This is a genomic window from Archangium violaceum, from assembly GCF_016887565.1.
GTDB classification, from domain to species: Bacteria; Myxococcota; Myxococcia; order Myxococcales; family Myxococcaceae; genus Archangium; species Archangium violaceum_B.
Genome location: NZ_CP069396.1, coordinates 11617624 through 11643852 on the forward strand (window position 1 = coordinate 11617624; position 26229 = coordinate 11643852).

At 70.6% G+C, this 26229-nt stretch carries 22 protein-coding genes; 13 read left to right on the forward strand and 9 right to left on the reverse strand.

The window, feature by feature from the left end; all coding sequences use genetic code 11:
- Positions 1 to 4: 4 nt before the first annotated feature.
- Entirely contained in the window at positions 5 to 619 is a 615-nt protein-coding gene (locus JRI60_RS46295) for a phospholipase D-like domain-containing protein (protein WP_204222481.1), read from the reverse strand.
- Positions 620 to 727: 108 nt separating this feature from the next.
- Here JRI60_RS46295 and JRI60_RS46300 point away from each other — a divergent pair, with 108 nt between their 5' ends.
- The 4 genes from JRI60_RS46300 to JRI60_RS46315 all read left to right on the forward strand — a co-directional run bounded on the left by JRI60_RS46300 (position 728) and on the right by JRI60_RS46315 (position 4702).
- Positions 728 to 1402 (forward strand): TetR/AcrR family transcriptional regulator, encoded by a 675-nt coding sequence (locus JRI60_RS46300; RefSeq protein ID WP_204222482.1) that lies wholly within the window; start codon positions 728 to 730, stop codon positions 1400 to 1402.
- Between the two features lie 111 nt (positions 1403 to 1513).
- Positions 1514 to 2953: an aldehyde dehydrogenase family protein gene (locus JRI60_RS46305; RefSeq protein ID WP_204222483.1), complete on the forward strand. Its 1440-nt coding sequence runs from the start codon at positions 1514 to 1516 to the stop codon at positions 2951 to 2953.
- 10 nt (positions 2954 to 2963) lie between these two features.
- Positions 2964 to 3590: a phenylalanine--tRNA ligase beta subunit-related protein gene (locus tag JRI60_RS46310; RefSeq protein WP_204222484.1), complete on the forward strand. Its 627-nt coding sequence runs from the start codon at positions 2964 to 2966 to the stop codon at positions 3588 to 3590.
- A 68-nt stretch (positions 3591 to 3658) separates the two neighbouring features.
- Positions 3659 to 4702, forward strand: coding sequence for a phosphotransferase family protein (locus JRI60_RS46315; protein WP_204222485.1), 1044 nt, complete (start codon positions 3659 to 3661; stop codon positions 4700 to 4702).
- On the opposite strand, the gene JRI60_RS46320 is transcribed toward JRI60_RS46315, so the two are convergent.
- Entirely contained in the window at positions 4687 to 5184 is a 498-nt protein-coding gene (locus JRI60_RS46320) for a gluconokinase (protein WP_204222486.1), read from the reverse strand. The genes JRI60_RS46315 and JRI60_RS46320 overlap by 16 nt on opposite strands.
- 229 nt (positions 5185 to 5413) lie before the next feature.
- Here JRI60_RS46320 and JRI60_RS46325 point away from each other — a divergent pair, with 229 nt between their 5' ends.
- Positions 5414 to 6844 carry a serine/threonine-protein kinase gene (locus JRI60_RS46325; protein ID WP_204222487.1) on the forward strand — a complete coding sequence of 477 codons (1431 nt, stop codon included), beginning with the start codon at positions 5414 to 5416 and terminating at the stop codon, positions 6842 to 6844.
- 187 nt (positions 6845 to 7031) lie between these two features.
- Positions 7032 to 7802, forward strand: a complete 771-nt coding sequence (locus JRI60_RS46330; protein WP_239470912.1) for a hypothetical protein — start codon at positions 7032 to 7034, stop codon at positions 7800 to 7802.
- 21 nt (positions 7803 to 7823) lie between these two features.
- Here JRI60_RS46330 and JRI60_RS46335 read toward each other — a convergent pair whose 3' ends face one another.
- The 3 genes from JRI60_RS46335 to JRI60_RS46345 form a co-directional block, all read right to left on the reverse strand.
- Positions 7824 to 9911: a neutral/alkaline ceramidase gene (locus JRI60_RS46335; protein ID WP_204222489.1), complete on the reverse strand. Its 2088-nt coding sequence runs from the start codon at positions 9909 to 9911 to the stop codon at positions 7824 to 7826.
- Positions 9912 to 9993: 82 nt separating this feature from the next.
- The gene (locus JRI60_RS46340; RefSeq protein WP_204222490.1) at positions 9994 to 11178 is read right to left on the reverse strand and encodes a two-component system sensor histidine kinase NtrB; all 1185 of its coding nucleotides are present in this window, start codon (positions 11176 to 11178) and stop codon (positions 9994 to 9996) included.
- A gap of 217 nt (positions 11179 to 11395) precedes the next feature.
- Positions 11396 to 12016 carry an acyltransferase gene (locus tag JRI60_RS46345; protein ID WP_204229386.1) on the reverse strand — a complete coding sequence of 207 codons (621 nt, stop codon included), beginning with the start codon at positions 12014 to 12016 and terminating at the stop codon, positions 11396 to 11398.
- Positions 12017 to 12157: 141 nt separating this feature from the next.
- On the opposite strand from JRI60_RS46345, the gene JRI60_RS54010 reads away from it, so the two are divergent.
- The 3 genes from JRI60_RS54010 (at position 12158) to JRI60_RS46360 (ending at position 14814) form a co-directional block, all read left to right on the forward strand.
- Complete coding sequence (locus JRI60_RS54010; RefSeq protein WP_239470121.1) at positions 12158 to 12739, forward strand: hypothetical protein; 582 nt, start codon at positions 12158 to 12160, stop codon at positions 12737 to 12739.
- Between the two features lie 38 nt (positions 12740 to 12777).
- A complete protein-coding gene (locus JRI60_RS46355) occupies positions 12778 to 13401 on the forward strand; it encodes a head protein (protein ID WP_204222491.1) in 624 nt (207 codons plus the stop codon).
- 147 nt (positions 13402 to 13548) lie between these two features.
- Positions 13549 to 14814, forward strand: a complete 1266-nt coding sequence (locus JRI60_RS46360; RefSeq protein ID WP_204222492.1) for a GAF domain-containing sensor histidine kinase — start codon at positions 13549 to 13551, stop codon at positions 14812 to 14814.
- Here JRI60_RS46360 and JRI60_RS46365 read toward each other — a convergent pair.
- Complete coding sequence (locus tag JRI60_RS46365) at positions 14809 to 15510, reverse strand: phosphatase PAP2 family protein (protein ID WP_204229388.1); 702 nt, start codon at positions 15508 to 15510, stop codon at positions 14809 to 14811. The two genes, JRI60_RS46360 and JRI60_RS46365, sit on opposite strands and share 6 nt — an antisense overlap.
- Positions 15511 to 15808: 298 nt before the next feature.
- Here JRI60_RS46365 and JRI60_RS46370 point away from each other — a divergent pair, with 298 nt between their 5' ends.
- Positions 15809 to 16294 (forward strand): DofA protein, encoded by a 486-nt coding sequence (locus JRI60_RS46370; protein WP_239470122.1) that lies wholly within the window; start codon positions 15809 to 15811, stop codon positions 16292 to 16294.
- Between the two features lie 27 nt (positions 16295 to 16321).
- Here JRI60_RS46370 and JRI60_RS46375 read toward each other — a convergent pair whose 3' ends face one another.
- Both JRI60_RS46375 and JRI60_RS46380 read right to left on the reverse strand, forming a co-directional pair.
- Positions 16322 to 17020 (reverse strand): class I SAM-dependent methyltransferase, encoded by a 699-nt coding sequence (locus JRI60_RS46375; RefSeq protein ID WP_204222493.1) that lies wholly within the window; start codon positions 17018 to 17020, stop codon positions 16322 to 16324.
- A gap of 165 nt (positions 17021 to 17185) precedes the next feature.
- Entirely contained in the window at positions 17186 to 18607 is a 1422-nt protein-coding gene (locus JRI60_RS46380; protein WP_204222494.1) for a hypothetical protein, read from the reverse strand.
- A 413-nt stretch (positions 18608 to 19020) separates the two neighbouring features.
- Between JRI60_RS46380 and JRI60_RS46385 the strand changes: the two genes are divergently transcribed.
- The gene (locus JRI60_RS46385) at positions 19021 to 20430 is read left to right on the forward strand and encodes an NAD-dependent succinate-semialdehyde dehydrogenase (RefSeq protein WP_204222495.1); all 1410 of its coding nucleotides are present in this window, start codon (positions 19021 to 19023) and stop codon (positions 20428 to 20430) included.
- On the opposite strand, the gene JRI60_RS46390 is transcribed toward JRI60_RS46385, so the two are convergent.
- Entirely contained in the window at positions 20420 to 21604 is a 1185-nt protein-coding gene (locus JRI60_RS46390; protein ID WP_239470123.1) for a hypothetical protein, read from the reverse strand. The genes JRI60_RS46385 and JRI60_RS46390 overlap by 11 nt on opposite strands.
- A 188-nt stretch (positions 21605 to 21792) precedes the next feature.
- Between JRI60_RS46390 and JRI60_RS46395 the strand changes: the two genes are divergently transcribed.
- Together JRI60_RS46395 and JRI60_RS46400 are read left to right on the forward strand one after the other, a co-directional pair.
- Positions 21793 to 24720: a sigma-54-dependent transcriptional regulator gene (locus tag JRI60_RS46395; protein ID WP_204222496.1), complete on the forward strand. Its 2928-nt coding sequence runs from the start codon at positions 21793 to 21795 to the stop codon at positions 24718 to 24720.
- Between the two features lie 62 nt (positions 24721 to 24782).
- A complete protein-coding gene (locus tag JRI60_RS46400; protein WP_204222497.1) occupies positions 24783 to 26174 on the forward strand; it encodes a hypothetical protein in 1392 nt (463 codons plus the stop codon).
- Positions 26175 to 26229 lie beyond the last annotated feature (55 nt).

Consider the following 26229-nt stretch of genomic DNA (forward strand, 5'->3'; position numbering starts at 1 on the left):
TGCTTCACCCGCGCCCCAGGCGCCGCGCCTTGCCCAGGCGGATGCCGTTGGAAGCGCCCTTCTTCGCCTTCGCCGCCCCCGCGCCCGCGGGCAGGATGGGGTCCGGACACACCGCGCGCAGCCGGCAGCCCCGGCACTCCGCCCCGCTCCACACCGACTCGAAGAGGGCCGTCGTCCGGTCGATGACGTCGAAGTCCTCGGTGACGAAGCCCAGCTCGAAGTTGCGCACGTCCTCGCCCTTGGCACCCAGCCCCGCCCCGGTGAGGTTGGCGCTGCCCAGGTAGGCCCACGCCCCATCCACCAGCACCGCCTTGAAGTGCACGCGCGGGCACACCTTCAGCTCCAGCCCTCCCTTCACCAGCCGCGAGCGCTTGTCGAACTCCGCCCGGAAGGGCCGGCTGGGCAGCTCCGCGTGCAGCAGCCGCAGCGACACCCCGCGCGCCGCCAGCCCATCCAGCACCTGCAGCAGCGGGACGAAGCGCCCCGCCTGCTCCACGTACATGGCCTTCACGTTCGCCGTCGCGATCCACACCGACTCGCGCGCATGCGCCAGCTTGCCCAGCACCACCTCCCGGTACAGCGCACCACCGTCGAGGAGCTCCGCTTCAATGGGCCGCATGCACACATGCTCGCACACCGAGCGGACTGGCGCGAGGTTCCCTCGGCACCAGGGATGATGACCCCGGGTCACTTGACAGCCGATCCGGCCCCACTTAATTGATGACTCATGGTCAGCAACGACGCGAAGCGCGTGATGCCACAGCGTGCGCGGAAGGAAGAGGACAAGGAGGCGCGGCGGCGGCAGTTACTGGACGCGGCGATGGCGCTCTACCAGGGCAGCTCGTACGCCGAGGTGAAGATGGCGGACGTGGCGGAGCGGGCCCAGCTGGCCAAGGGGACGGTGTTCCTCTACTTCCCCACGAAGGAGGCGCTCTTCCTGGCGCTGCTGGAGGAGCGGCTCTTCGCCTGGTTCGCGCGGGTGGAGGAGACGCTGTCGCGAGGCGAGGGCCGGTGGACGGGGGCGCGGGTGGCGCGCGTGCTGGCGGAGTCGCTGGAGGGAGAGGAGTCGCTCACGCGGCTGCTGGCACGGCTGCAGACGGTGCTGGAGCAGAACGTCACCGAGGAGCAGGTGCGCGGCTTCAAGGAGCGGTTGCTGGAGGCGGTGGTGCGGGCGGGGGCACTGGTGGAGAAGCGGCTGTCCTTCCTGAAGGAGGGAGAGGGCGTGCGCTTCTTCCTCCAGGTGCACGCCCTGGTGACGGGCCTGCGGCAGATGGCGGACCTGGCGCCCGTGGCCCGCGCGGTCCACGAGGCCGCCCCGCACCTGGAGCCCCTGCGGGTGGACTTCACCCGGGAGCTGACGGACTCGCTCACCACCCTGCTGCGCGGGCTGGAAGCGCGCTGACCAGCCGTGAACATTCCCATCGCCCCGCCCGGGCCGGGTCGATACAGGATGACGTAGAGCCCGGGAGCGGTGGAACCGAAGGCGGACAGCGGTATCCGAGGAGACGAAGCGATGCGCATGGTGAGCATGGATGAGCAGGCCCGGAAGAACCCCTTCCAGGAAGCCTTCGAGCGCCTGCGGGCCCGGCGCTGGGAGATGTCGAGGACGACCGCCCGCGAGCGCATCGAGCGGCTGGAGAAGCTGCGGCGCGCCATCGTCGAGCGGCGCGAGGCCATCTATCGGGCCATCCACGCGGACTTCCGCAAGCCGGCCGCCGAGGTGGAGACGACCGAAATCCTCATGGCGCTCACGGAGATCGACCACATCGTCAAGAACCTGGCGAAGTGGATGAAGCCGCGCAAGGTGGGCACGCCCGTGCTGCTCACCGGCACGCGCAGCGAGGTGCGCTACGAGGCCAAGGGCGTGGTGCTCATCATCTCGCCGTGGAACTACCCCTTCCAGCTGCTCATCGCCCCGCTGGTGGCGGCGGTGGCCGCGGGCAACTGCGCGCTGCTCAAGCCCAGCGAGAAGACGCCGCACACCGCGGCCCTCATCGACCAGCTCATCCGCGACGTGTTCGACCCGTCCGAGGTGACGGTGGCGCTGGGCGGGCCGGAGGTGAGCCAGGCGCTGCTGGAGCTGCCCTTCGACCACTTCTTCTTCACCGGCGGCCCGAAAGTGGGGCGCAAGGTGATGGAGGCGGCGGCGAAGTTCCTGGCCGGGGTGACGCTGGAGCTGGGCGGCAAGTCGCCCGCCGTGGTGGACGAGACGGCGGACATCGACACCGCGGCCGAGCGCATCGCCTTCGGCAAGTTCCTCAACGGCGGGCAGACGTGCGTGGCGCCGGACTACGTGATGGTGCACGCGTCGAAGGAGGCGGAGTTCCTCTCGAAGCTGGGCCAGACGCTCGCGCGCTTCTACGGCACGACGGAGGAGGCGCGGAAGGCCACGCCGGACTTCTGCCGCATGGTGGATGACGGGCAGTTCAACCGGGTCAACAAGCTGCTGGAGCGCTCGGTGGCCAGCGGGGTGCGCGTGGTGGAGGGAGGCACGGTGGACCCCACCAGCCGCTACATCGCCCCCACGGTGCTGGCGGACGTGAAGCCGGAGTCGCCCATCATGGAGGAGGAGATCTTCGGCCCGGTGCTGCCGGTGCTGCGCTACCAGCGGCTGGACGAGGCGGTGCGGCAGATTCGAGAGGGCACCAAGCCCCTGGCCATGTACATCTTCAGCCACGACCGGCAGAACATCGACCGGCTGCTGGCGGAGACGTCCGCGGGCGGCACGTGCGTGAACACCACGGTGGTGCACTTCAGCAACGCGGACCTGCCCTTCGGCGGCATCGGCGAGAGCGGCGTGGGCAACTACCACGGCGAGTTCGGCTTCCGCACCTTCAGCCACGAGCGGGCGGTGCTGCGCCAGGGGCCCCTGTCCTTCCTGCGCACCATGTTCCCGCCGTACACGGAGAAGGTGAGGAAGATGCAGCGCATGGCCACCCGACTTTTCGAGTAGAACGCCGGCCGTGCTCACCGTCGATCCCCATCCCCTGTTGGACCCGGTGGTCTTCACGGCCACCTTCCCGTCCCCTCTGTCCGCCAGCCCCTCGCCCGAGTGGCTGGTGGCGCTGCTGAAGCTGGATGCCCCGGCGCCCCTGCGCGCCGATGACGCCGTGCGCGGCGCGGTACGCGACCTGTTGCGTCATGGCGGCTACAAGCCCACGGGCCGGGGCAAGCCGGCCTCGGAGTACCTGGTGCGGGCGGCGGGAGACGGGACGCTCGGCTCCATCAACGCCGCGGTGGACGCGTGCAACGCGGTGTCCCTGCACAGCGGGCTGCCCATCAGCGTGGTGGACCTGGACCGGGCCCGGCCCCCGCTGCGCCTGGGCATCGCGCCCGAGGGGGCCTCGTACGTCTTCAACGCCTCGGGGCAGACCATCGACCTGGGAGGCCTGCTGTGCCTCTTCGACGCGGAGGGCCCCTGCTCCAACGCGGTGAAGGACGCGCAGCGCACCAAGACCCAGGGCGACACGCGCCGCACCCTCACCGTGCTGTGGGGCACCCAGGCCCTGCCGGGACGCACGGAGCAGACCTTCACCTGGTACCGCGAGCTGCTCGGGAGGCTGGGCGCGACGGTGGAGCGCCAGTCCTGAGCACACCCGACCTGACCCAACTGCTGGCGGACGGAGCGCGCGCGCTGTCGGCGGCCTGGAACCGTCCGGTGCTGCTCAGCGGGCCCGAGCTCCTCAAGGCGGAGACCCGCAGCGTGGTGGTGCGCGCCCAGGTGCGCGGCGGCCCGGTGCCGGCCGTCGTCCTCAAGCACTTCCGGGACGACCTGACATGCGGGCTCGACGACTGGGCCGGCGCGGAGTTCCTCACCCGCCGTGGCATGGAGACGGGCCCCCGCTTCCTCGCGGGCGACGTGGACGCGCGCCTCTTCGTCATGGAGGACCTCGGGCGCGGGCCCACGCTGGAGGCCCTGCTGCGCGGAGAGGACGCGCGCGCGGCCAACGCGGGATTGATGGCCACCGCGCGCCTCACCGGCCAGCTCCACGCCCGGACGCTGGGCTCGCAGTCCGAGTACGAGCTCGTCCGCCAGGCACTGCCTCCCCGGCACGAGCGGGTGCGGGTGGAGAACGCGCGCTTCCTGCTCGACCACGAGGGGCGGCTGCTGCGCTGGCTCACCGCGGTGGACGTCAAGGCCGCGCCGGGCCTGAGCGAGGACCTGGAGGCGGTGGCGCGTGCGCTCGCGGACCCGGGCCCCTTCCTCTCCTTCACCCATGGAGACATGGCGCCGAGCAACGTCCTCTTCACCCCCAGCGGCCCTCGCCTGCTCGACTTCGAGTACGCGGGCATGCGTCACGCCATGTACGACGCGCTCATGTGGCTCGTCAGCGTGCCGTTCCCCGACGAGCTCGTCTCTCGCGCGGACATCACCTACCGCATCACCCTGTCGGCCGACTGCGAGGCGGCCCAGGTGGACTCGCACTGGGCCCGGGCCCGCGCCACGGTGGCGCTGGCGCGCACGGTGAACCTCTTCCAGTGGCTCCACCCGCGGGTGCTCGAGGAGGACCGGGACTGGGCTCCGGGCTTCTCCGCGCGCACCGCCCTGCTGCACCACCTGGCGCGCAGCCGGGCCCTGCTCGTGCCCGCCGATGGCTTCCCGGGACTCGCCCGCACCCTCGAGACGCTGGAAGCACGTCTGCGCGAGCGCTGGACGGTGACGCCCTTCGTCTGGCCCGCGTTCCGTCAGGAAGACCGCTGAAGTCCCAGGCCCTGGAGGATGGTGGCCACCACCACGTCCGGCTCCGGAGAGACGTCCACCGCCATCGCGCCCTCGGGCGGCTCCAGCGTCGCCAGCTGGCTGTCGAGCAGCGTCCTCGGCATGTAGTGGCCCCGCCGCCGCGCCAGCCGCTCGGCGAGCACCTCGCGCGGCGCCCACAGGTACACCCACCGCTGCCGCCCCGCGTCCACCGTCAACAGCTCCCGGTAGGAGCGCTTGAGCGCCGAGCACGCCAGCACCAGGTCCTCCCCCGACTCCAGCGCGCTCCGGACGATGTCCCGCAGTGCCTCCAGCCAGGGCGCCCGGTCCTCGTCCGTGAGCGGAATGCCCGCGGCCATCTTCGCGATGTTCTCGCGTGAGTGGAACTCATCCGCGTCCCGGAAACCGCACCCGAGCGCCGCGGCGAGCCGCTGCCCCACCGTCGTCTTCCCCGCCCCGGACACTCCCATCACGATGACCACCACGTGTATGACCTCTCAGAAGATCCAACCAAACCCGGGAGATGTGGAAGTTTTGATCAATCCCCTCGTGTCCGACTGAACGAATTGAGCACCCGGCAGGAGAATCTCCGCGCGGACGTGTGGTGGTGGGCATTGCAAGCACGCGGATTCCCGCCTCCCGTCCATCACGGAACGCAGCATGGCCCTTGCAGGTCATTCACTGCCTTTCATCCATCACTCCGAACCGGTCCCCATGCACTGCGAGCACTGTTCGTCAGAACACCCCGCGAGTCTCCCGTGCGACCAGCAGGTCACCTGCTCCGGCTCCGAGCTCGCGAGTCCGGTACCGCGCCCCGTCTTCGCGGGACGGCCGCCGGTGGTGGACCTGCGGGGCCACACACTGGGGCACTACCGGCTGACGCGCCTGCTGGGCAGTGGTGGCATGGGGACGGTGTACCTGGCGGAGCAGACGCTCATCGGGGCGCGGGTGGCGGTGAAGGTGCTGCACCCGCACCTGGCGCGGGATGCCCGGCTGCGCGCGCGCTTCTACGCCGAGGCGCGCACGGTGAACCTCATCGGCCACCCCAACATCGTCCGCATCTTCGACATCAATGAGTCGGAGGATGGGCTGCACTACTTCGTCATGGAGTACCTGGAGGGCCAGCCCCTGTCGCGGCTGCCGCGCCCCATGGAGCCGGGGCTGTTGGCCTGGCTGCTCGCCCAGGCCTGTGACGCGCTGGAGGCCGTCCACCGCAGCGGCGTGGTGCACCGGGACCTGAAGCCGGACAACCTCCTCATGGTGGAGCGCCCGGGGGAGCGCCCCGCCCTCAAGGTGCTCGACTTCGGCGTGGCCAAGGCGCTGCGCGACACCGGCCAGGAGCAGACGATGGCCGGGCAGGTGTTCGGCACTCCCGCGTACATGGCCCCGGAGCAGTGGAGCGGTCAGCCCGTGGATGGGCGCTCGGACCTCTACGCGCTGGGGGTGACGGGCTACCTGCTCCTCACCGGACAGCTCCCCTACCCCCGAGGGCAGCTCGCGGAGCTGGTGCTCTCACCGGAACCGCTGCCCCCCCTGCGCCCCCCGCATACGCTGGTGCCCACGGTGCCGGAGGCGCTCTCCCAGACACTGCTGCGCGCCCTGGCCCGCAACCCGGCGGAGCGCTTCACCACCGCGCTCGACTTCAAGCGGGCCCTGCTCGCCGCCGTGCGCTCCGCTCCCGCCTCGCGGCCCCCTCCTCCGCGCGCCGTGCAGCGCCCTCGCGGGCTCGTCAACACGCCCATTCCCGCGGCGCCGCCCCGGCCCGAGCCCAATGATCCCACGCCCCTGCCCACCTGGACGGCCCGGGTGCGCCGCGGCGGGGGCGCCGATTCCGTGGTGGTGCATTGCAGCGAGCTCAGCCGCGGCGGCCTCTTCATGTGCTGCGCCGAGCCCTTCCCTCCGCTCTTCACCCGGCTCGAGTTCACGCTCCAGCTCGGCGGCGAGGAGGTGGAGTGCGTCGCGGAGGTGGTGCGGCACGTGGACTCGGCCCAGGCACACACCTGGCACATGTACCCGGGTGTGGGGCTCCAGTTCATCAACCCCTCCGCCCGGCTGCGGGACATGCTGATGAGGGTCCGGCCCGCGCGACGTCCGTCCGCGACACCACACTCCATCCTGGCGCAGGAAGCCCTCGCACACCTCTGAAGCCCCGCGCGTGTCCGGTTCCCATCACTCCGGGGGAGGAGAACGTCTCCTTCCAGACGGCGGCGGGGGATGAGCACGGCTCCCGCTGTGGGCGATGGATACCCTGGTGTGTGCCATGATGCGCGGATCAGGTGTTCGAACCCGGGGGGGTTGGAGTCGCGTCGGGTGGCGCGGCGCGTGGTTGCTCGTGTGCGCGGTGCTGCTGGGAGCGTGCAGGGATTCCGGCACGGTCTCCGGGACGGCGCTCTACGTCACCACCGAGTTCACCCCCACGCTGCTGCTCACCCAGGTGCGCGTCTGGGGCGAGGTGGAGGGAGGGCCGTCGTTCGGCCCGCACCTGCTTCCCGAGCAACCGGAGCGGCTGCTGCAGAGCGGGGAGACGTTGCGCATCCTGCTGGAGAATGCCCCCAATGGCGCGCAGACGAAGGTCTACGTGGAGGGGGTGAACGACTCCGGCACGGTGGCGCGAGGCGAGGGCAGCGCGCAGATCCGCGATGGGTACGAGGTGGACGTCTCCATCCGGCTGGAGGCCAAGGCGCCGGACGGGGGCAACGGCACCTTCTGCGTCGAGTGTGACGGCTGCTGCATCGAGGGCATCTGCACCCGCCCCACCTTCCAGACGTGCGGAGCGGGAGGTATCAGCTGCGTGGCCTGTGACGAGGCGCGCGCCAATGCCTGTGATGCGCGGGGCGTCTGCGTCTGCGGCACCCAGCCGGCCTGCAACGGGACGAACGTGGACCGCTGCGTGAACGGGCAGTGCAGGTGTGGCACCGGCCCGGCCTGTGGCGCGGGGCAGGCGTGCGTGAACGGCTCCTGCAGGTGCACGCCGGACTCCTGCGGGGGCTGCTGCTCGGGTGATACTTGCGAACCAGGCAACACGCAGAACAAGTGTGGCAAGGGCGGCGAGGCCTGCCGCAAGTGCAACAAGCTCTGCGAGGCGGACGGCACCTGCGGCTGAGCGCCACGCCCCGGCGCCGGCTCACTTCACGGTGAAGGAGCGCGAGGCGCCCTTGTAGGGGCGCACCCTCCCATCCCAGCCGGACTTCCAGTCGCCCTCGTGGACGATGCGGTAGGTGCCCGGCTCCGCGTCGCGGGGAATGGCCCACTCGATGATGGCGTGCGAGCACGCCAGGGTGGGCAGGCAGTAGCCGCGCCGCCACGTGTACTTCGTCTCCCAGTCCCAGTCATACGCCACGTCGTCCCAGAAGAGACCCCGGCGGCGCTGCACGCGCAGGAAGGTGCCCTGGACGTGCGGGTCGTTCTTCGGGTGCCCGCCCCAGAAGGTGACACGCACCGTCTCCCCGCGCGCGTAGGACTCCCGCGCGTCGACGAAGACATCCCCGAAGCGTCCCCACAACGGCTTGTCGTCGAAGAGGACGCCGGGCCGCAGGTGGTTCTGCAACTCGTGCAGGTCGCGCGGCTTCGGCCCCGGAGGAACGGACGTGCCCTCGCGCAGCGCCCGGGCCAGCCCGTCGAACTCCTGCTGGAGGGCCGCCAGCGTCCACGGGCCGAAGTGGGTGGAGGCGCCCTCGTACTCCTGTTTGGCGTACTCCTCGCGCGTGGCGATGTAGCCGGAGTAGGCGTTGGACAGGCCGGCGATGACCACCTCCGTCACCCCCGCCGGGGCCAGCCGCGCCCGCACCGTCTCGCGCAGGCGGCGGCCCGCCATGGTGGTCAGCTCGAAGGGCACCGCCACCAGCGCCACGTTCCCCACGGTGACGAGTTGCAGCGGCAGCACCTCGGGGCTCCACGGGTAGGGCTTCATCGCGCCCATCTCCAACACGATGGGTTTCTCCGCCTGGCAGGACGTGGTGGTGGTGGTGCAGGTGAAGGCGCTCCACACGTCGTGCATGGCGGCACAGGTGGCGCCCTCGTGTCCCACGCCCGGCCCGTCCTCGGCCCCCGCCAGCATGGAGATGCCGATGGCCGCCGGACAGGTGTGCCCCTCGGGGCCTCCCGTGAAGGCCGGAGACACCGTCACGCCATCCATCTTCACGTACACGTGCCGGTAGTCCACCCCCCCCGTGAGGGGCGTGATGGCGCTCTCGTAGAGGGACACGGCGCGTGCGTACTGCTTGCGCCCGGAGAGCTCCGTGCTCTCGAAGTCGTCCTCGCCGCCCCCGTCCTCGCCGCCGTGGATGTTGGGCGTCACATCGCCCTCGTTGCTCTGCGCGAAGGCGGCCACGAAGGTGTCCCCGGTGGCGTCATAGCGCGTGCCCTTCGCCTTCTCGAAGAGATAGGAGGCGTACCCCTTGTTGTCGCCGCTGATGTAGCGGTACTGCATCCCCATCGAGGTGGCGTGCACGGCGAACCAGTCGATGAGCCCCACCTCCACACCCGAGTCCTTGGTGAAGCGCAGCAGCGTCATCCGCTTGTCCGTGTCGTACGCGTAGCGCGCGCGCTCCTCGGGCGGGTTGAGGCGGTAGGCCTCGGGCGAGCGGTTGAGGCTCGCGTCGAGCAGGTCCCCCGCCGCCAGGGTGATGCGGCCCGGGCCCAGGTGCTCGTGGGCGCGGACGATGGACTGGTAGATGCCCTCGACGATGACGTCGAAGTTGCGAGGGACGAAGCCGAACGTGCTCAGGTTGTAGAGCGCGTAGTGCGAATAACCCCCCGGCCCGCTGTGCGTATGGGTGGCGCTCAGCAGCACGTTGTCGTCGGAGTAGAGCCCGCCGTAGGTGTCGCGCAGCCGCTTCACCACCTGCTGCTTCACCCCCTGGAACAGCATGCCCAGGTCCGCGCTCACGAACACCACGCGCTTGCCGTTGCACGGCGAGGCGATGACGAAGGCACGCGAGCGCAAGCGCTGGTGGATGCCGGCCGTCTGCTGCTCCAGCTCCACGTAGCCCAGCATCCCCACCTCGGCGGCGGGACCGGTGATGTCATACACGCCGCTGCCGATGAGGAACGACTGCTGCCCGGCGCAGGTGCCACCGAGCCCTTGCCCCCCCTGCCCCACCGCCTGCCCGGCGTCCGGCTGTCCGCCCCGCGAGCCACGATGGCCGCAGCCAGCAAGTGCCAGGAGCAGTGCCAGGACGAGCACACCGTGGCGGATGAGGAACGAGTGCACACACACCTCCAACAAGGGCCGGATGGCCCCTGCCGAGAGGTATACGACCGCGCGGGTGTCGATGCAGGGCCGATGAGCCTGTTCAGGAGGCCCTGGGCAGCGTCACCCGGAAGACGGTCCCCTCGGACGGCGAGGAAGACACGCAGATGCTCCCGCCCAGCCCTCGCAGGATGTCATGGCACACAGAGAGCGAGGGGCCCGGCTTCGACTCCCGCGGCGTGAAGAGCGGCTCGAAGACGCGCGGCAGTTGCTCGGGAGGGATGCAAGCGCCGGTGTGGTGCACCTCCACCACCACGTGGCCCTCGCCATCCTCGCGGGTGACCAGGCGCACCTCGTTCGCGTTCGTGTCCCCATGGTCCGGCAGCGACATCACCGCGTGGAGGACGAGGTTGAGGAGGGCCTGGCGCAGCACCCCCTCGCCGCAGGCCACCGTGGCCCTCAAGCCGTAGTCCCGCACCAGCCGTCCCCGCGAGCGCAGCGTGCTGGAGACCATCTGCCCCACCATGTCGAGCAGCCGGTTCACGTCCACCGGCCCCTGGCTCGGGTCCGTCCGGAAGCTGCGCAGGTGACCGATGAGCTGCCGCATCCGCTCGGCGCCCTCGCGCACCTCGCCGACCGCCTCGCGCCACTCGGCCACCTGCTCCGGCCTGGCGGCCCCGGCCACGTCGCCCATGCTGGACAGCAGGTAGTCGAGGTTGGCGAGCATGAAGGCCAGCGGGTTGTTCATGTCGTGCGCGAAGCCCGGCACGAGCATCCCCAGGGTGGCCAGCTGATCCGACTGCTGGAGGCGCGCCTGCATCTGCCGGCGCTCGGTGCGGTCCGTCAGCGTCCCCAGCACCTCGCCCTGTCCCGTCGGCGAGCTGTGAGCGGCCAGCTCCACCCACAGCGGGCCTCCGGACGCCAGGAGCCGCAGCTCGATGCGGAAGGAGGGCTGCACCCGCGCGGCGAGCGCATCCAGCACGGCCTGCACCCGCGGCCTGTCCTCCGGGTGCGCCATCTCCACCAGCGGCTGGCCGAGCACCTCCTCCACCTCCAGCCCCGTCAGCGACGTCCAGGTGGGGCCCAGGAAGGTGAGGGTGCCCAGGGCATCGAGGTGGAAGACGACCTCGCTCAGCTGCTCCGCCAGGAAGTGGTAGCGCAGCGCATCCGCCGACAATCCCGAGCGGAGACCCGCGGCGAGCGCCAGCATGTCCATGCGTGAGAGCGAACCCGGCGCCGGGCTCTCGGTCTCGAAGACGATGGCCTGCGACAGCTGCTGGTACACCATAACCGCGCTCCTTTCCCCCGGGGAGGACGGCCGCGAGGAGACGGCTTCCCCCATCCGTCTCCCTTGGGCCCCCGCGCTTCCCCCCTCGGCTTCGAGCAGGCCCATTTTCTTTTTCCGAGAGCATAAGGCCTCGGAATGAAAGCGCGTCAATTCGACCACCGCTCGCGGGAGGAGAGGTTGTCCGGAGTTGAAAGAATTCCGTGAAACTGTTGGGCGGTTACTCCTGGGAATCGTCCACTGGAGGCCAGGAGGCGTCCGGAGCACCGGAGCGGTCGCGCTCCCGGCGATCACCGATGACGCGGGCGGGGACCCCGGCGACGATGGCCCAGGCGGGCACGTCCCGGGTGACGACGGCGCCCATGCCCACCACGGCATGGTCTCCAATGCGCACGCCATCGGTGATGCCCGCGTTGGCGCCCACCCAGACATCCTTGCCGAGCACGATGCCGCGCGAGGTGACGGGCTGGGAGCGTACGGGCCGATCCGGGGCGAGCCCGTGATCGAAGGCATAAAGGGTGGCGCCGGTGGCGACGCGGCTGCCCTCACCGATGTGGATGCCGCCCGCGCCACCGTCCAGGCTGACGCGCGCGTTGAGGCTCACCCCGGCCTCGAGCACCACGGGTCCGTGGACGAAGGCGTTGGCGGCGATACTCACCCCGGGGCCGACGATGCGGATGGGCCGGCCCGGCTCGGCGAACAGCCGCGCCTCCGGGGCGATGAAGCAGCCCTCGGCGATCTCCACCGTCTCCAGCTCGCGCAGCTGGTCCTGCACCTCCTTCTGCCAGGCCTCGGCCCAGGCGCGGTGGCGCGGCTTGAGCGTGAAGTAGAGCCACGGCATCCAGGAGAGACGCAGCTTGTGCTGCTCACGGCGGCGGGCGTCGAGATCGTCCACGGCTTTTGAGTACCACGACCTCGCGCCAGGTGGACACCGCGTGCTATCCGCCCCGCGGACCCCGCGCACCCTCCAGTGAAGACCCACATGGCTCCAGCAAGATTCATCACCTCGACCCTCTGCCTGCTGCTCGTCTCCTGTAGCGCCACGCGCCACATCGCCGCCCCTGACGTCGAGGAGCTCACCCGCTACGTGCTCGTCATCGAGGAGTCGCCCAGCGGTCAGGTCACCCACGACTGGCATCCCGCCGAGGGTTTCGACCTCTCGCGATACAGGTCGCTATCGAGTGCCCGTGCACCCCATGGACGCATCGGGCCCGTGTCGTGCCACCAGCGCGACTGCGATGAGGAGAACCGCGAGTGCGTCCGCGACTGCATGAACCGCCCTCTTGGCCGAGGATTTGGACATGTGACGGCTGGACGGGGCAAAGGCGGGAAGCATGAGTATTGTGAACGCCGTTGTATGCAACCCTACATTGATTGCATGGAACTACAGGAGCGACGACCTCGGGAGTTCTCGGCCGTGAACGACGCGGTTGACTGGTTGAAGCGCAACCATCAAACGATCCTGGTGGGAAGCATCGTCGTTATCGCAGGGGTCGCCTTTGTCGCGGTTTCCGCCGGTGCGGGGCTCGTCGTCCTCGCTCCAGCGGCTCTTCTTGCATCCTGACGAGCCCTGTTCGGGGCCCCATCTCTCCCTGGCATCATATGGAATTCGGAAAACTCTTCTACGAAGCGCTGAACCTGCTCGGCTCGATTCATGAAAACACTCAATCTCCAGAGGAGAAGGAGTTGCTTCTCGCCGCAGCTGAGGCACTCAGGTTCATCAACACGACAGGTCAGCAGTATGACTTTGAAGACTACCGCCAGGAACTCAGGACCGACGGACCTGAAATGGTAATCGCCGCGTTCTCAACGCGCGAAGAGGCGGAGGTCTGGCTGAAAAACCATCCCAAACCGCCCCACATGGCGCAAGTGCTGATCGCTGACGAATACCACGTCGTCGGGTACGCTCGTGATATCAATCTACGCAGGCTGCTCCGCACTCCCTCGGTCGAGTACCATCTCGAGGAAATGATGCATGACGGCCTCCCACCAGCGGTGGCCACCTTCAATACGCGGGAGGAGGCGAAAGCCTGGTTCTACAACCTGCCCGAACGGCCCTCTCAAGCCGTCATCCAACTCGGGGGCGAGCACTACCTGGCGGCGTATCATCGCAACATCGACCATCTCGCATTCCACCCCTTCTCCCTCGTCGAGAGATTGAAGGAGTGGCGAAAGAAGAAGGAAGAAGAGGAGAAAGAGGTGAAGGAATCCAAGCCGCAGTCCTGACGTTCCCCTCGCTCCGCTCCAGCCCCATGTGCCCTCCACCTCCGGACACTCTCCGTCCCTCCAGGCGAGCCTCGGACATGGCGTCTCAGATCGAGACTTGCGTGGCCGGATGTCCCTGCTAGGAGTCTCTCTCCCGGAGAAAGATCGATGAAGGCAGCCCCGCCCCATCCCCAGGAGGAAGCGCGCCTCGCGGCGCTCGATACCCTCGAGATCCTCGACACGCTGCCAGAGGCCGGCTTCGACGACCTGACGCGCCTGGCCTCGCAACTGTGCGACACCCCCATCGCCCTGGTGTCCCTGGTCGACCACTATCGCCAGTGGTTCAAGTCCCGCATCGGACTGGAGGCGCCGGAGACACCGCGCGACTTCGCCTTCTGCGCCCACGCCATCCTCGGCGAGCAGCTCTTCGTCGTGGAAGACGCGCACAACGACGAGCGCTTCCACGACAACCCGCTCGTCACCGAGGGGCCTCACGTACGCTTCTACGCTGGCATCCCCATCAGGAGCGCGAGCGGACATCCCCTCGGCACCCTCTGCGTCATCGACCACCAGCCGCGCCAGCTCACCCCGAGCCAGGCGGATGCGCTGGCGGTGCTCGGACGTCAGGTGGAGGCCCAGCTCCTCTTGCGGCTGCGAGTGCGCGAGCTGGAGCGGCGCGAGGAAGAGCTTCGCTCGCAACGCGACACACTGGCCAGCCTTCAGGACCAGAAGGACGCGCTGCTGCTCAAGGTGATGCGCGACTTCAAGGCGCCCCTGTCCACCATCCTCACCAACGCCACCTTCACCCTCTACCGGCCGCACCTGCCGGAGGAGCTGCTGCGCGCCACTCGCGACATCCGCGACGCGGCGGACGGCCTGCAACGCACCGTGTCCAACCTCCTGGACGCCAGCGGCGACGAGGCCACCTTCGCCTTCAACGCCACGGAGTTCGATGCCCACCTGCTGCTCTCCGAGGTATCGCGTGACTTCCAGCAGCGCCTGGTGAGCTCCCCGCGCCGCTTCACCCAGAACGTCAAGCTGGTGGAGCCGCGCCTCACCGCCGACCGCGAGCTGCTGCGCCGCACCCTCCTCAACCTGCTGGACAATTCCTTCCAGTACACCGCCCTGGGCAGCAGCAAGGTGACGCTCGAGGCCTCCAACCCCGAGCCGGGACTGCTGGAGCTGCGGGTGCGGGACGAGGGCCCCAGCATCACCCCCGCCGCGCGCGCGCACCTCTTCGACGCCCACGTGCCCGAGCACACGCCCACCACCGGGCGCGCCGAGGGCGGCAACCGGCTGGCACTCGCCTTCTGCCGCCGCGCCGTGCAGGCCCACGGCGGGTGGCTCTGGGTGGAGGACAACCACCCCAAGGGCGTGGCCTTCTGCGTGCGGCTGCCCACGCGCCCCCACGGGCCCCTCTTCCCCGGCTCATGAAGGCGTGGTCTCGCCCCGCGCCTCCTCCTGGAGCTCGGGGCTGCGCCGCTTGGCCGCCCGCGCCAGCAACGCCGTCAGCAGCGCCCAGCCCAGCCCCGCCATCCACCCGCCCAGCACGTCCGTCGGGTAGTGCACCCCGAGGTACACCCGCGTCACTCCAATGAGCAGCGTCAGCAGCAGCGCCACCGCCACCAGGTAGGCCTTGAGCCTCCGCCGCTCGGTGAGCTGCGCCAGCAGCGCCCCCAACGTCAGATAGACGATGGCCGACAGCATCGCGTGCCCGCTGGGGAAGCTCTCCGTCAGCACCCAGGTGAGGTGCGGCACCACCGTGGGCCTCGGCCTCGCGAAGAGCCCCTTGAGCAGCGAGTTCAGCAGCGCTCCCCCCACCGTCGAGCCCACCACCAGCCCCAGGGTGCGCCAGCGCCGCACCAGCACCAGGAAGCCGCTCACCGCGCACACCATCAGCGCCAGCACCGACACGCTGCCCAGCGCTGTCACGTCCCGCGCCGCCTCGGCCAGCCACAGCGGGCCCACGGGCTCCGCCGGATTGTCCGGGCGCCGCAGCGACAACAGCACGCGCTCGTCCACGTGCTGTGTCTCATTCTCCCTCACCTCATCCGACAGTGCGATGAAGCCCAGCACCACCGACACCAGTGCCAGCAATGTGGCCAGCAGGCCGATACCGTCCGCTCCCATCCCACGGACGCGCTCCCGCAGGGCATGCAGCGCGAGTCGCATATGCCCCCACGTTAAGCGCTCCTGGCGCTCCCCGACGACTTCTCCCTTCTGATCCTCACCCTCCATCCGTGCGCTCTCCGACACTGCGCCGGAGTCATTCGTGTCCCGGAGGGCAGAGAACGCCTCGGGGGCTTGGGGATCTCCCCCGGCGTCACCAGCTTACGGGCACCAAGCTGTGCTCGTGCCGGGCACACAGGAGGCTTCGGACGCGCATGTCCGACCCCCTCCCCGGCCAGCTCTGGGAGTGATGGTCCCCATGTTCGCTTCCGCTACGACTTCCAAATCCGCTGCTATCCCCGCTCCGAACTTCAAGACGGCCCACATCCACCGGGTCTTCTTCATCCGCTGGGAGCAACCGCCCACGCCCCAGGAGCTCATGGTGGTGGCCTCGCGCTTCCGCGAGGCCTACGAGAAGAACCGCCAGCAGCTGTGCGCCGTCATCACCACCGCGCCCAAGGCGCGGGTGCCCAACAGCGAGGAGCGCAAGGGCCTCTTCAAGCTGCTGGAGGACCACCGCAAGTACATCTGCGAGCTGCACCTCGTCATGGAGGGCAACGAGCTGCAGCACAACCTGCAGCGCATCATCGCGTCCGCGCAGCTCATCGTGACGCGCATCTACGACAACAACTACGCGCGCCTGCACAAGCGCGCCGATGACATCGCGCCCTTCCTCACCAACCGACTGAAGGTGGACGGCAACCGCATCATCTCCGACGCCCGCCTGCTGGGCCTGGTCGCCTAGGCCCACCCGGCGGGCGCGGGGCCCGGCCTACCGGGCCACGCAGACGTAGTAGTTCTCGCCGTAGTAGTCGTCGCTGTCGGCCGCCACCACGCGCGAGAAGCCCAGGCCCCGCAGCGTGTCCACCAGGGCCTCCGTCTCGAAGAAGGTCACCATCTCGTTGGGGTCGGACACCAGCCGGCGCGTCACGTCCGCGTGGTAGGTGGTGGCGGACTTGAGCGTCTCGTCCCAGCGGCCCTCCGCCTTCCACTCCTCGATGGAGTGCATCATCACCTTCTGGAGGTCGGGCCGCTTCCGGGGCCCGGTGAGGATGAGCACGCCGCCCGGCTTGAGGCGCTCGAGGCTCTCGCACAGCACCGCCCCCGGCTCGCGCACGTAGAAGAGGACGTTGTTGAGCACCACGGCGTCCGCCTCGCCCGGCACTCCCTGGGGGAAGGAGCGCACATCCCCCTCCAGCACCTTCCAGCGGCGGCGGGCCTCCTCGGGGGCCTGGGCGTGCTTGCGCAGCGCCAGCCCGAGCATCGCCACGTTGTTGTCGAAGCCCACCACCGTGTGCCCACGCTCGACGAGCGGCTGGCTCACCAGCCCCGTGCCGCACCCCGCGTCGATGACGTACCGGCGGCCCTTGGTGTCGCGCAGAATCTTGGCCACCATCCTCCGGTAGCAGTTGAGCTGGGAGCAGATGGCATCGTAGCTCCACGCGAATTCGGACCAGATGTTGTCGACCATGGTTGGGACTCCCTCCCTCCGGGATGGCGGGATGGACCCGGAGCGCAGGGTTCCAATCTAAGTCGTGTGACAAGCCCTCCCCCCGGCGCGCACCCGGGCCATAAAAAAACCGGGCCCCGCGAATCCGCGAGGCCCGGCGGGAGGGCGACAGGCGCGCCCCGGCGCTCAGTGACGCTTCATCCACCGGTAGATGGGCTCCCAGACGCGCTCCGGCGCGTCCTCGGCCAGGAACAGGTCCGCGTGGCCGAAGTCGGCGAAGCGCTGGTCATCCGACTGCCGCTGCACCCGCTTCACCGTCACGTCCCTGCTGCCCAGCAGCTTCTTGGGCAGGTACTCGCCGTAGCTGCCAAAGCCGCCCGCGGCGCTCACGTGCATCACCGGAACGGAGATCTTCTTCAGGTGGTCGTCGTACGGCAGGTTCTCCTGGCCGCACAGCAGCTGCTCGGATTCGACGATCTCCTTGAAGCTCTGGTACGGGTGGGCCACGCGCATGAAGTCGAAGAACTGCCGGTCCTTCACGTAGCGCAGCGCCGTGGGATTGCCATCCGAGCCGAACTGGCCGGCGTTGAAGTGGTAGGCGGGCACCGTCGGCTCGATCCCGTAGTTGGGGGCCGAGATGAACGAGAAGGTCGCCGCGCCCAGGGTGATGGCCAGCTGCTTGTTGGGCAGCGGCGGCAGCGGCGGCAGATTCGCGGGCTCATCCGGGCGGGAGATGGCCGCCTCGCCCAGGACCATGATGGCCACGCCCGCGCCGGGCCCCAGCAGACCGCCCTCGACACGCCCCGCCTCGAGCTGCGCCTTGGCCAGGGCCGCGCGCGTGCACGCCCACTGGCGCTGCTGCTCGCCGTCCGGCCCGAACTTCACCACCATGTCCACCGGGATGAAGCCGCTCACGTTGCGCCGCGCCGCGGGCAGCTGCGTCTCCGCGTTGAGGTAGGCGTAGGCCACCATCGCCCCACGGCTCCAGCCCAGCAGGTTCACCTTGCCGCCGCCGTTGCCCGTCAGCGCGCGCACCGCCCGAGCCACCGTCAGGCCCGTGCCCACGTCCCGGGCGTGCGTGCCCAGGTCCCAGCTCTTCATGAAGGAGAAGTCCGTGGTCTCCAGCGGCACGTGCGTCCACCGCAGGTCGATGCCCCACACGTCCACGCCCCGCTGCGCCAGGTAGACGGCGATGGAGTGGTCCTCCGGCACCGCGTTCGTCAGCGTGCTGGCCATGAAGGCGCCCCGGAAGTCCCAGGCGTCGCCATGCACCATGAAGACGGACTCGGAGCCGTACCTCGGCGAGAACACCCCGCGCTCGCGCACCACGCGGTGCAGGGTGATGGTGTCGTACACGGTGGGGCCCACCCGCACGTCGATGCTGTAGTGGTAGATGTCATCCACCACCCGCTCACGTGAGAAGCCTCCCACGAGCCGGGCGTCCTCCGTCCCCTTCAGGCAGTCGGAGCAGTCGAAGGACTGGAGCATCGACTGCTCCTGGGCCAGCTCCTCGGCCTGCGCGGGCGAGACTTCGGAGACGGACGGCTCGGCACCGCAACCCATCCAGAGCAGGGCGAACGGGACGATGTGGCGGAGTTGGAATCGCATGGGTTCCTCGAAAAGGTTTGCTGCCAGCAGGGTGAAGCAACGTTTCTGCCGCCCCCCTGGTACGACTTGCGCGAGCACGAAGCAGGAATCGCACCAACCCGCCAAGCCTCTGAAAAGACTGGAATGCCCTCCAGGGCATGCCGTCAGCACTGAAACATGACGCTGTTACTGAACAAAGGAAAGCCTGATTTTCAGAGGCAACGGACGTTCCGCGTCGAAGTTGAAATCCATGCTTCAAGAATGAATCAGAAAACATGCAATCGCCGCGAAGTACGACAGCCGCGTCCTCTCTGAACAGACCTCCCCATAACACCCGCGCCCCGGGAGGACACGTCCGAGAATGAGCGGCGGACACCCCCGCGCCTTGTTGCCTCCAGGAAGGGGACCCACACTCCGCGCCCCGGGAGGAAACCATGGCCTTCGCCACCATCGACCCCACGACCGGCAAGACGCTGCGCACCTTCGCGCCCCACTCACAGGAAGAGGTGGAGGCGCGGCTGCGGCGGGCCGAGGAGACGTTCCGCACCTACCGCCACACCCCGTTCGCCGAGCGCGCCGGGTGGATGCGCCGGGCCGGGCAGCTGCTGGAGGACGAGGCGGAGCGCTACGGGCGGATGATGACGGAGGAGATGGGCAAGCCGCTGGAGGCCGCGCGCGCCGAGGCCCGCAAGTGCGCCACCGCCTGCCACTACTACGCGGAGCACGCCGAGCGCTTCCTCGCCGACGAGCCGGTGGACACCCCGCCGGACAGGAGCTTCGTGCGCTACCAGCCACTCGGGCCGGTGCTGGCCATCATGCCGTGGAACTTCCCCTTCTGGCAGGTGGTGCGCTTCGCCGCCCCGGCGCTCATGGCGGGCAACGTGGGGCTGCTCAAGCACGCGCACAACGTGCCCCAGTGCGCGCTCGCCCTGGAGGAGCTCTTCGTGCGCGCGGGCTTTCCCCCGGGCGTCTTCCAGACGCTGCTGGTGGACGTGGCCGGGGTGCGCCGGCTCATCGAGGACCCGCGGATTCGCGCGGTGACGATTACGGGCAGCGAGGGCGCCGGCCGCGACGTGGCCCAGCGCTCGGGCCAGCAGCTCAAGAAGGTGGTGCTGGAGCTGGGCGGGAGCGACCCGTTCGTGGTGCTGCCGAGCGCGGACCTGGAGGCGGCGGTGGAGACGGCGGTGAAGGCCCGCCTCATCAACAACGGCCAGTCGTGCATCGCCGCCAAGCGCTTCATCGTCACCGAGCCCATCTATGGTGAGTTCGAGCGCCGCTTCGTCGAGCGGATGCGCCGCGCCGTGGTGGGAGACCCCCTGGACGCGAAGACGGAGGTGGGCCCGCTCGCCACGGCGAGCATCCGCGACGGGCTGCACGACCAGGTGGAGCGCAGCATGGCCGCGGGGGCGAAGCTGCTGCTCGGGGGCCTCAAGCCACCCGGCCCCGGCTTCTGGTACCCGCCCACCGTGCTGGCCAACCCGCCTCCGGACACACCGGCCTACCGTGAGGAGATGTTCGGCCCCGTCGCCGTCCTCTTCCGCGCCAGGGACGCGAAGGACGCGCTGCGCATCGCCAACGACTCACCCTACGGGCTGGGCTCCTCGGTGTGGACGCGCGACGAGGCCGAGCAGCGCCTCTTCATCGACGGGCTGGAGGCTGGCACGGTGGCCGTCAACGGCATGGTGGCGAGCGACACCCGCCTGCCCTTCGGCGGGGTGAAGGCCTCGGGCCACGGGCGCGAGCTGGCGCGCCACGGGCTGCTCGAGTTCCTCAACATCAAGACGGTGCGCATGGCGCACGCGTCCTCGCTCCCGGACCGGACGCGGGCCCAGGCTAACGAGTAGGCACCCGCTCGCGCGGCGCGTCGCGGTGGACCTCCTCCACCGCCTCGGCCACCGCGTCCATCTCCAGGCCGAGCTGCTCCACGCTCCGGCGCAGCCCCGCGCCCGCCACGTCCGCGCTCGCCGCGTCCGCCGAGCGCACCCGCAGCACCTGCGTGTAGAGGTTCTCCAGCGTGTAGTACAGGCGCATGTGCTCGGCCTCCAGCCGCGAGGCCGCCGTGGCCAGCTCCGCCCGCTGCCGCCGCTGCTCGTCCAGCAGGCGCAGCGCCCCCTCCAGCCGCTCCTTCACCACCGCGTCGCGCTCGGACTCCACCCGCGCCGACAGCTGCGAGCGCTCGTCCTCCAGCCGGCGCTCGTCCTCGGGCGAGGAGAGCGAGCGCAGCTCCCGCTCGCGGCGCACCAGCTCGTGGCAGCTCTTGCGCAGCCCCTCCACCGTCTGCTCCGGCTGGTGCACCACCTCCCGCAGCACCCCCGGCCCCGAGCGCAGCTCCGCCAGCAGCTTGTCGCACAGCGCGTCCACCCGCGCCTTCCTCGGGTCCGCCTCCTCATGGGGTGCCACGGGCTTCTCCGGCTTCCCGGACACCTCCTCGCGCGCGGACTCGAGCGGGGACGTGCCCTCCCCCGTGCCTTCCCGCGCGCCCTCCTGGAGCCGGTGCTGCCGGGCGCGGCCCAGGATGCTCGCCGAGGAGATGCCCATGCCGAGCGCCACGAAGATGAGCCACCACACCTGCGGACGGAGGAACGCCATGCCCGTGAGCACGAGCGCCGCCACGGCGAACACCCACCCCACCAGCGGGTTGGCCTCCTCGTTGCGCCGCTGCCGCTTCAGGGCGCGCCGCTGCTCGCGCGCCATCTGCCGCTGCAGGTTCCGCTCCCACTTGCGGCGCTCCCGGTTGCTCAGGTTCTCGCCCCACTCCTCCCACTTGCGCGCCTGCCGCTCGCCCCACTTCTCCCACTTGCGGACCTGGTGCTCCACCCGCGCCTCCCAGTCCTTCCCGTGGTGGCGCGCCCACTTCTCCCGCTCCTGGGCCTCGTAGCGAGCCCACATCTCCATCCATCGGGCATGGTGTTTCTGGCCCTCGGCGAGGGCCTCCATCATGCGGCGCAGGTGCTTCTGGAGCGGGGATTCCGGAGGGGAACCGGGGGGTTGAGGTGGAAAGGGCGGTTGCGGAGCCATGGCGCGTGCCTCCTCTGCGACCACGATTACACCGATTCCACCCTCCGGCCAGGGAAGCCGCAGACCTCCGACTCTTCCCCCGGGGGATGGAAGCGCCGCGCCCGCCTGTTCGCGGCCCGCGGAGTTTGCCCTTCCACGCCAAATGACCGAAGAAGAGAGGGCGCTTGGGGGGCCGCAAGGGGACACAGGTGTCGAGGACTGAAGCAGAGGGATTCGGACCTGAGGCGATTCGCGCGCTACGCGGGGAACTGAGCCGCGCGGCCTTCGCCCGGCGGCTCGGGGTGACGCCCCTGACGGTGTACCGCTGGGAGCTGCCGCAGGCCGCCCCGCAGGCCCGGCGGCCGAGGGGACGGGTGGCCGAGGCGCTGCGCCTGCTGGCCGAGGGGGGCCAGCCAACCCTGCCGCCGCCTCCCGCCCGTCTGGCCACGGGCCTGGCGCGGCAGGAGGTGTCTCGCGAGGAACGGGCCCTGCTGGCGCCCTGCCATGCGCTGCTGCGGCGGGCCGGATGGCGGGCGGCGGAGGATGCCTTGCTGGCGGTGCTGGCCTCGGGCGGGCTGCGCTCCGTGGGGGCGCGAGCCCTGGCCGCGGTGGGGCTGGCCTACGTGTACCGCTGGGGCTTCGAGGACGTGCGGCGGGCCTTCACGCTGCTGCTGCCCCACCTGGCCGAGGCCGACGCGGGCCGGCTGCCCGGGGCCGTCGAGGTGCACGTGCACGCGATGGCCGCCAACCTCTTCGCCTCACCGGACGGCCGGCTCTTCGACCCGGGCAAGGTGAACGTGCACGTGGCGCGTGCCGAGGCGCTGCTGGGGCCCAACGTCTTCGCGGCCGCGGAGGCCCGCTGCCACCTGCGCATCGCGGAGATGTCCGCGGCCTTCTACATGGGCGCGCCCGAGCTCATCTCCCGCCAGAAAGGACGCGTGCAGGAGGCACTGGCCGGGGTGTCGGACCCCACGATGCGGGTGCTGGCCGCGGACGTGCTCGCGCACGAGGCCGCCTTCCAGGGCGAGGGCTCGCTGGCCACCCGGCGCTTCCGCGAGTTGGCGCAGCAAGCGGGGCGCGAGGGCTATGCCTTCATGGAGGCGCGCGGCCTGGCCTTCCTGGCGCAGCGCCGGCTGGACGAGGCGGCCGAGCCCGACGAGGCGCTCACGCTGGTGCGCCGCGCCCGGGAGCTGGCCTGGGACGGGAGGCTGGCGCGGGGCTTCACCTTCATCTTCGCCGCGCGCGCGGAGGCGGATGCCCTGCTGCGGCTGGCCCGCTTCGCCGAGGCCGAGGCGGTGCTCAACGAGGGCGACGCGGTGCTGGAGGAGCATGGCTGGACGCCCCAGCACCTGGCGGTGCAGCGCGCCCGCTTCCTGTACCTCACCGGGCGCTATGCGGACCTGCGCCGGCTGGCGGCGCGGCTCTCGGGCTACGCCGGGCCCCACCTCCAGGCCCACACCCGCGCCACCGGGTGCTGGGTGGAGGCGCTGGTGGACTGGGTCGAGGGCCACGCGCAGCGGGCCGCGGAGGGCTTCGCCAACACCCAGGCCCGCATCCTGGAGGGCAACGGCTGGCCCATCCTGCGGCGCGACTGCCTCATCACCGAGGTGGGCGCACGCACCGCCGCGGGCCAGCTCCCGGAAGCCCGCACCGCGCTGCGCCGGGCCCGCGCTCTGCTGGAGCAGTGTCCCTCCGCCTGGAGCACCGCGCGGCTCCTGCGCCACGAGGGCGCCCTGCTCGCGCGCGAGGGCCGCTCGCGCGAGGCCCGCGAGAAGCTGGAGGCCTCGCTGGCCACCTTCACCCTCGCCGGAGACCGTCCCGAGGCGGCCCTCACCCGCCGCAGGCTCGCCCAGGTGGCGCGCGCGGGAGGCGAGCCCGACGCCGAGGCCCGGCTCGTCCAGAGCGAGGAGGAGCTGCGGCGCCTCGGCATCACCCCGCCCCCGGACTTCAGCCCGGAGCCCCTGCCCGCGCGGGAGCTGGAAGCCCCCGCGTCCGACGGAGCCCCCCGGCTGGGCGCCGAGGCCCTGGTGGTGCCCTTCGAGCGGCTCGCCGTGCGCGGCATGGGCGCGCCCCTCATCCAGCGCGAGCTGGTGAGGGTGCTGGAGGGCCTCTTCCCCGGCGTCGGACCCCGCCTGGAGGAGCTGGACTCGCAGGGCCGGGCCACGCTGCTGCTGGGAGAGGACGACGTGCCGGCCAGCGAGTGGGTGGAGTTCGGCGACGAGTGTGGCCGCCGGCTGCGCGTGGGCGTGGCGGGCCCGCTGCCCGCGGATGGACGGGCACTGCTCACCTCGCTGGCGCGGCTCGCGGGCTTCGCGCTGGAGGTGGCGGTGCTGCGCGGCTTCGCCCACGCGGAGCCCCCCGTGCGCGAGCCCGAGGGCGCCCCCGAGGTGCCCGGCTTCATCGCCGCCTCGCCCGCCATGCACAAGCTGAAGGCGGAGCTGGCGGGGCTGAGCGGCTCGCGCGCCACCGTCATCGTCACCGGCGAGTCCGGCAGCGGCAAGGAGGTGGTGGCGCGCGCCCTCCACCGGCTGTCGGCGCGGGCGGAGCGGCCCTACGTGGCCTTCAACTGCGCCGCGGTGCCGCGCGAGCTCTTCGAGGGCCAGCTCTTCGGCTACCGGCGCGGCGCCTACACGGGCGCGGCCACGGACCATCCGGGCGTCATCCGCGCGGCCCACGGCGGCACGCTCTTCCTGGACGAGATTGGCGAGCTGCCGCTCGAGGTGCAGCCCAAGCTGCTGCGCTTCCTGGAGAACGGCGAGGTCTTCCCGTTGGGCGAGACGCGGCCGGCGCAGGTGGACGTGCGTGTCATCGCCGCCACGCACAGGGACCTGGGACAGCTGGTGCGCGAGGGCCGCTTCCGCGAGGACCTGTACTACCGGCTGCAGGTGGTGCCCATGCGGGTGCCCCCGCTGCGCGAGCGGCGCGAGGACGTGGTGGCCCTGGCGCGCCACTTCGTGAACCACCTCACCCCCGAGGGCCAGGAGCCGCCGCAGCTCGCGCCGGACGCCCTGGCCGCGCTGGTGGCGCACTCCTGGCCGGGCAACGTGCGCGAGCTGCGCAACGTCATCGAGCGCTCGCTGGCCTTCGGGCCACTGCCAGCGGTGCTGGGGGCGGACAGGCTGCGCATCCGGGGCTGAGCCCTCTCGTCAGGCAGGTGGGGCATAATGGAGGAGAGTGCCCACGCCCCAGGAGGCTCCGCATGACCGACTCCATCCGCCCCGGTGGTTCCCCTCTCCTCCAGACGCTCACCCAGGTGGCACGCACCGCCACCGAGGTCGCGAAGACGGTGGGCGAACAGGTGACGTCCGCGGTCAACAACGCCGCGAGCACGGCCCAGAGCGCCTTCGAGGCGGCCAGCAACACCGCCGCGCTGGTGGACATCAACGGGGGCACGCCCGCTGGCCAGGTCCAGGGCCCGGTGGTGAGAGATGGCGGCCCGGCCACGGCCCTCGCCTGGGCCAACGAGCAGATGGGCAACGCCGGCTATGACGACGAGTGCCTCAACTTCGTGATCCGCGCGTACGGCATCCACCAGACCGCCGCGCGCGCTCCGGAGATCAACTACGCCAGTGGCACCAACAACGCCATCGGCGCCTTCAACGGCCTCGAGAGGAACGGAAAGATACGGCCACCGGACTCGGACATCCCGTTGCAAGCGGGCGACATCGTCTTCTTCGGGGCCACCGAGAAGAACGAGAACGATGGCCACATCTGCATCGCCACGGGCCGCATGGCGGCGGATGGCACTCCCGAGGTCATCACCTCCGGCTACGAGGAAGCCTCGGGCGTGCACCTCTCGTCCATCGGCCAGCTCACCCAGGACTCGGGCCCGTACATCGGCTCCACCACGCCCGAGCTGGCCTTCGCGGAGGGGATGTGGCCGGGCACCTCGGAAGCCAGCGCCAGCGGGGGGGCCGCGCCCACCACCGCCCCCCGGCCCACCGACACCTCGGAGGCCACCAACCCCTCGGGCAACGCGCCCCAGGCGTGGAACAACACCTGCGGCGCCAACGCCCTCATGTCCATGGAGGCCGCGTTGGATCCGGAACGCGCCGCCCAGCTCGCGGCCCTGCCCCCCGAGGAGCGCGCGGCGTACGAGGGCGCGGTGCTCCGCTCGCATCCGGACAACGACGGCTTCGCGCTGGGCTCGCGGCCGGGCGGCACCACGAGGGGCTGGGGCCCGGACATGATGAAGTGGCAGGTGAGCGAGCGCTTCGGCGGCGAGGCCACCGTGATCTTCCCCGACAACCGCAAACAGGCCGTGGACGCGCTCACCACGCAGCTCGCCGAGGGCAAGCCCGTGGCCATCGCCCTCGCCGACCACTGGCTGAGCGCCACGGCGATGCGTCAGGGAGAGTCCGGGCAGGAGATCCTCATCCACGACTCGTGGACGGGCACGAGCGCCTGGGTGCCGGAGGCCGACCTGCGCGAGCCGGGCAGCGGCTGGATGCGCACGTACTTCCCGAATGCCCCCTTCGAGGGAGCCATCCACTCACTCGTGGCCCCGGGAGAGCCGGCACTGAATTCGGGCTCCACCTACCGCGAGGCCGAGGCCGGCCTGCTCGAGGGCGTCCGCGCCGAGATGCGCTGAGCCCCAACGGGGGGAGGAAAAAGAACACCGCGGGCCAGGACAGGGGGCGAACCCG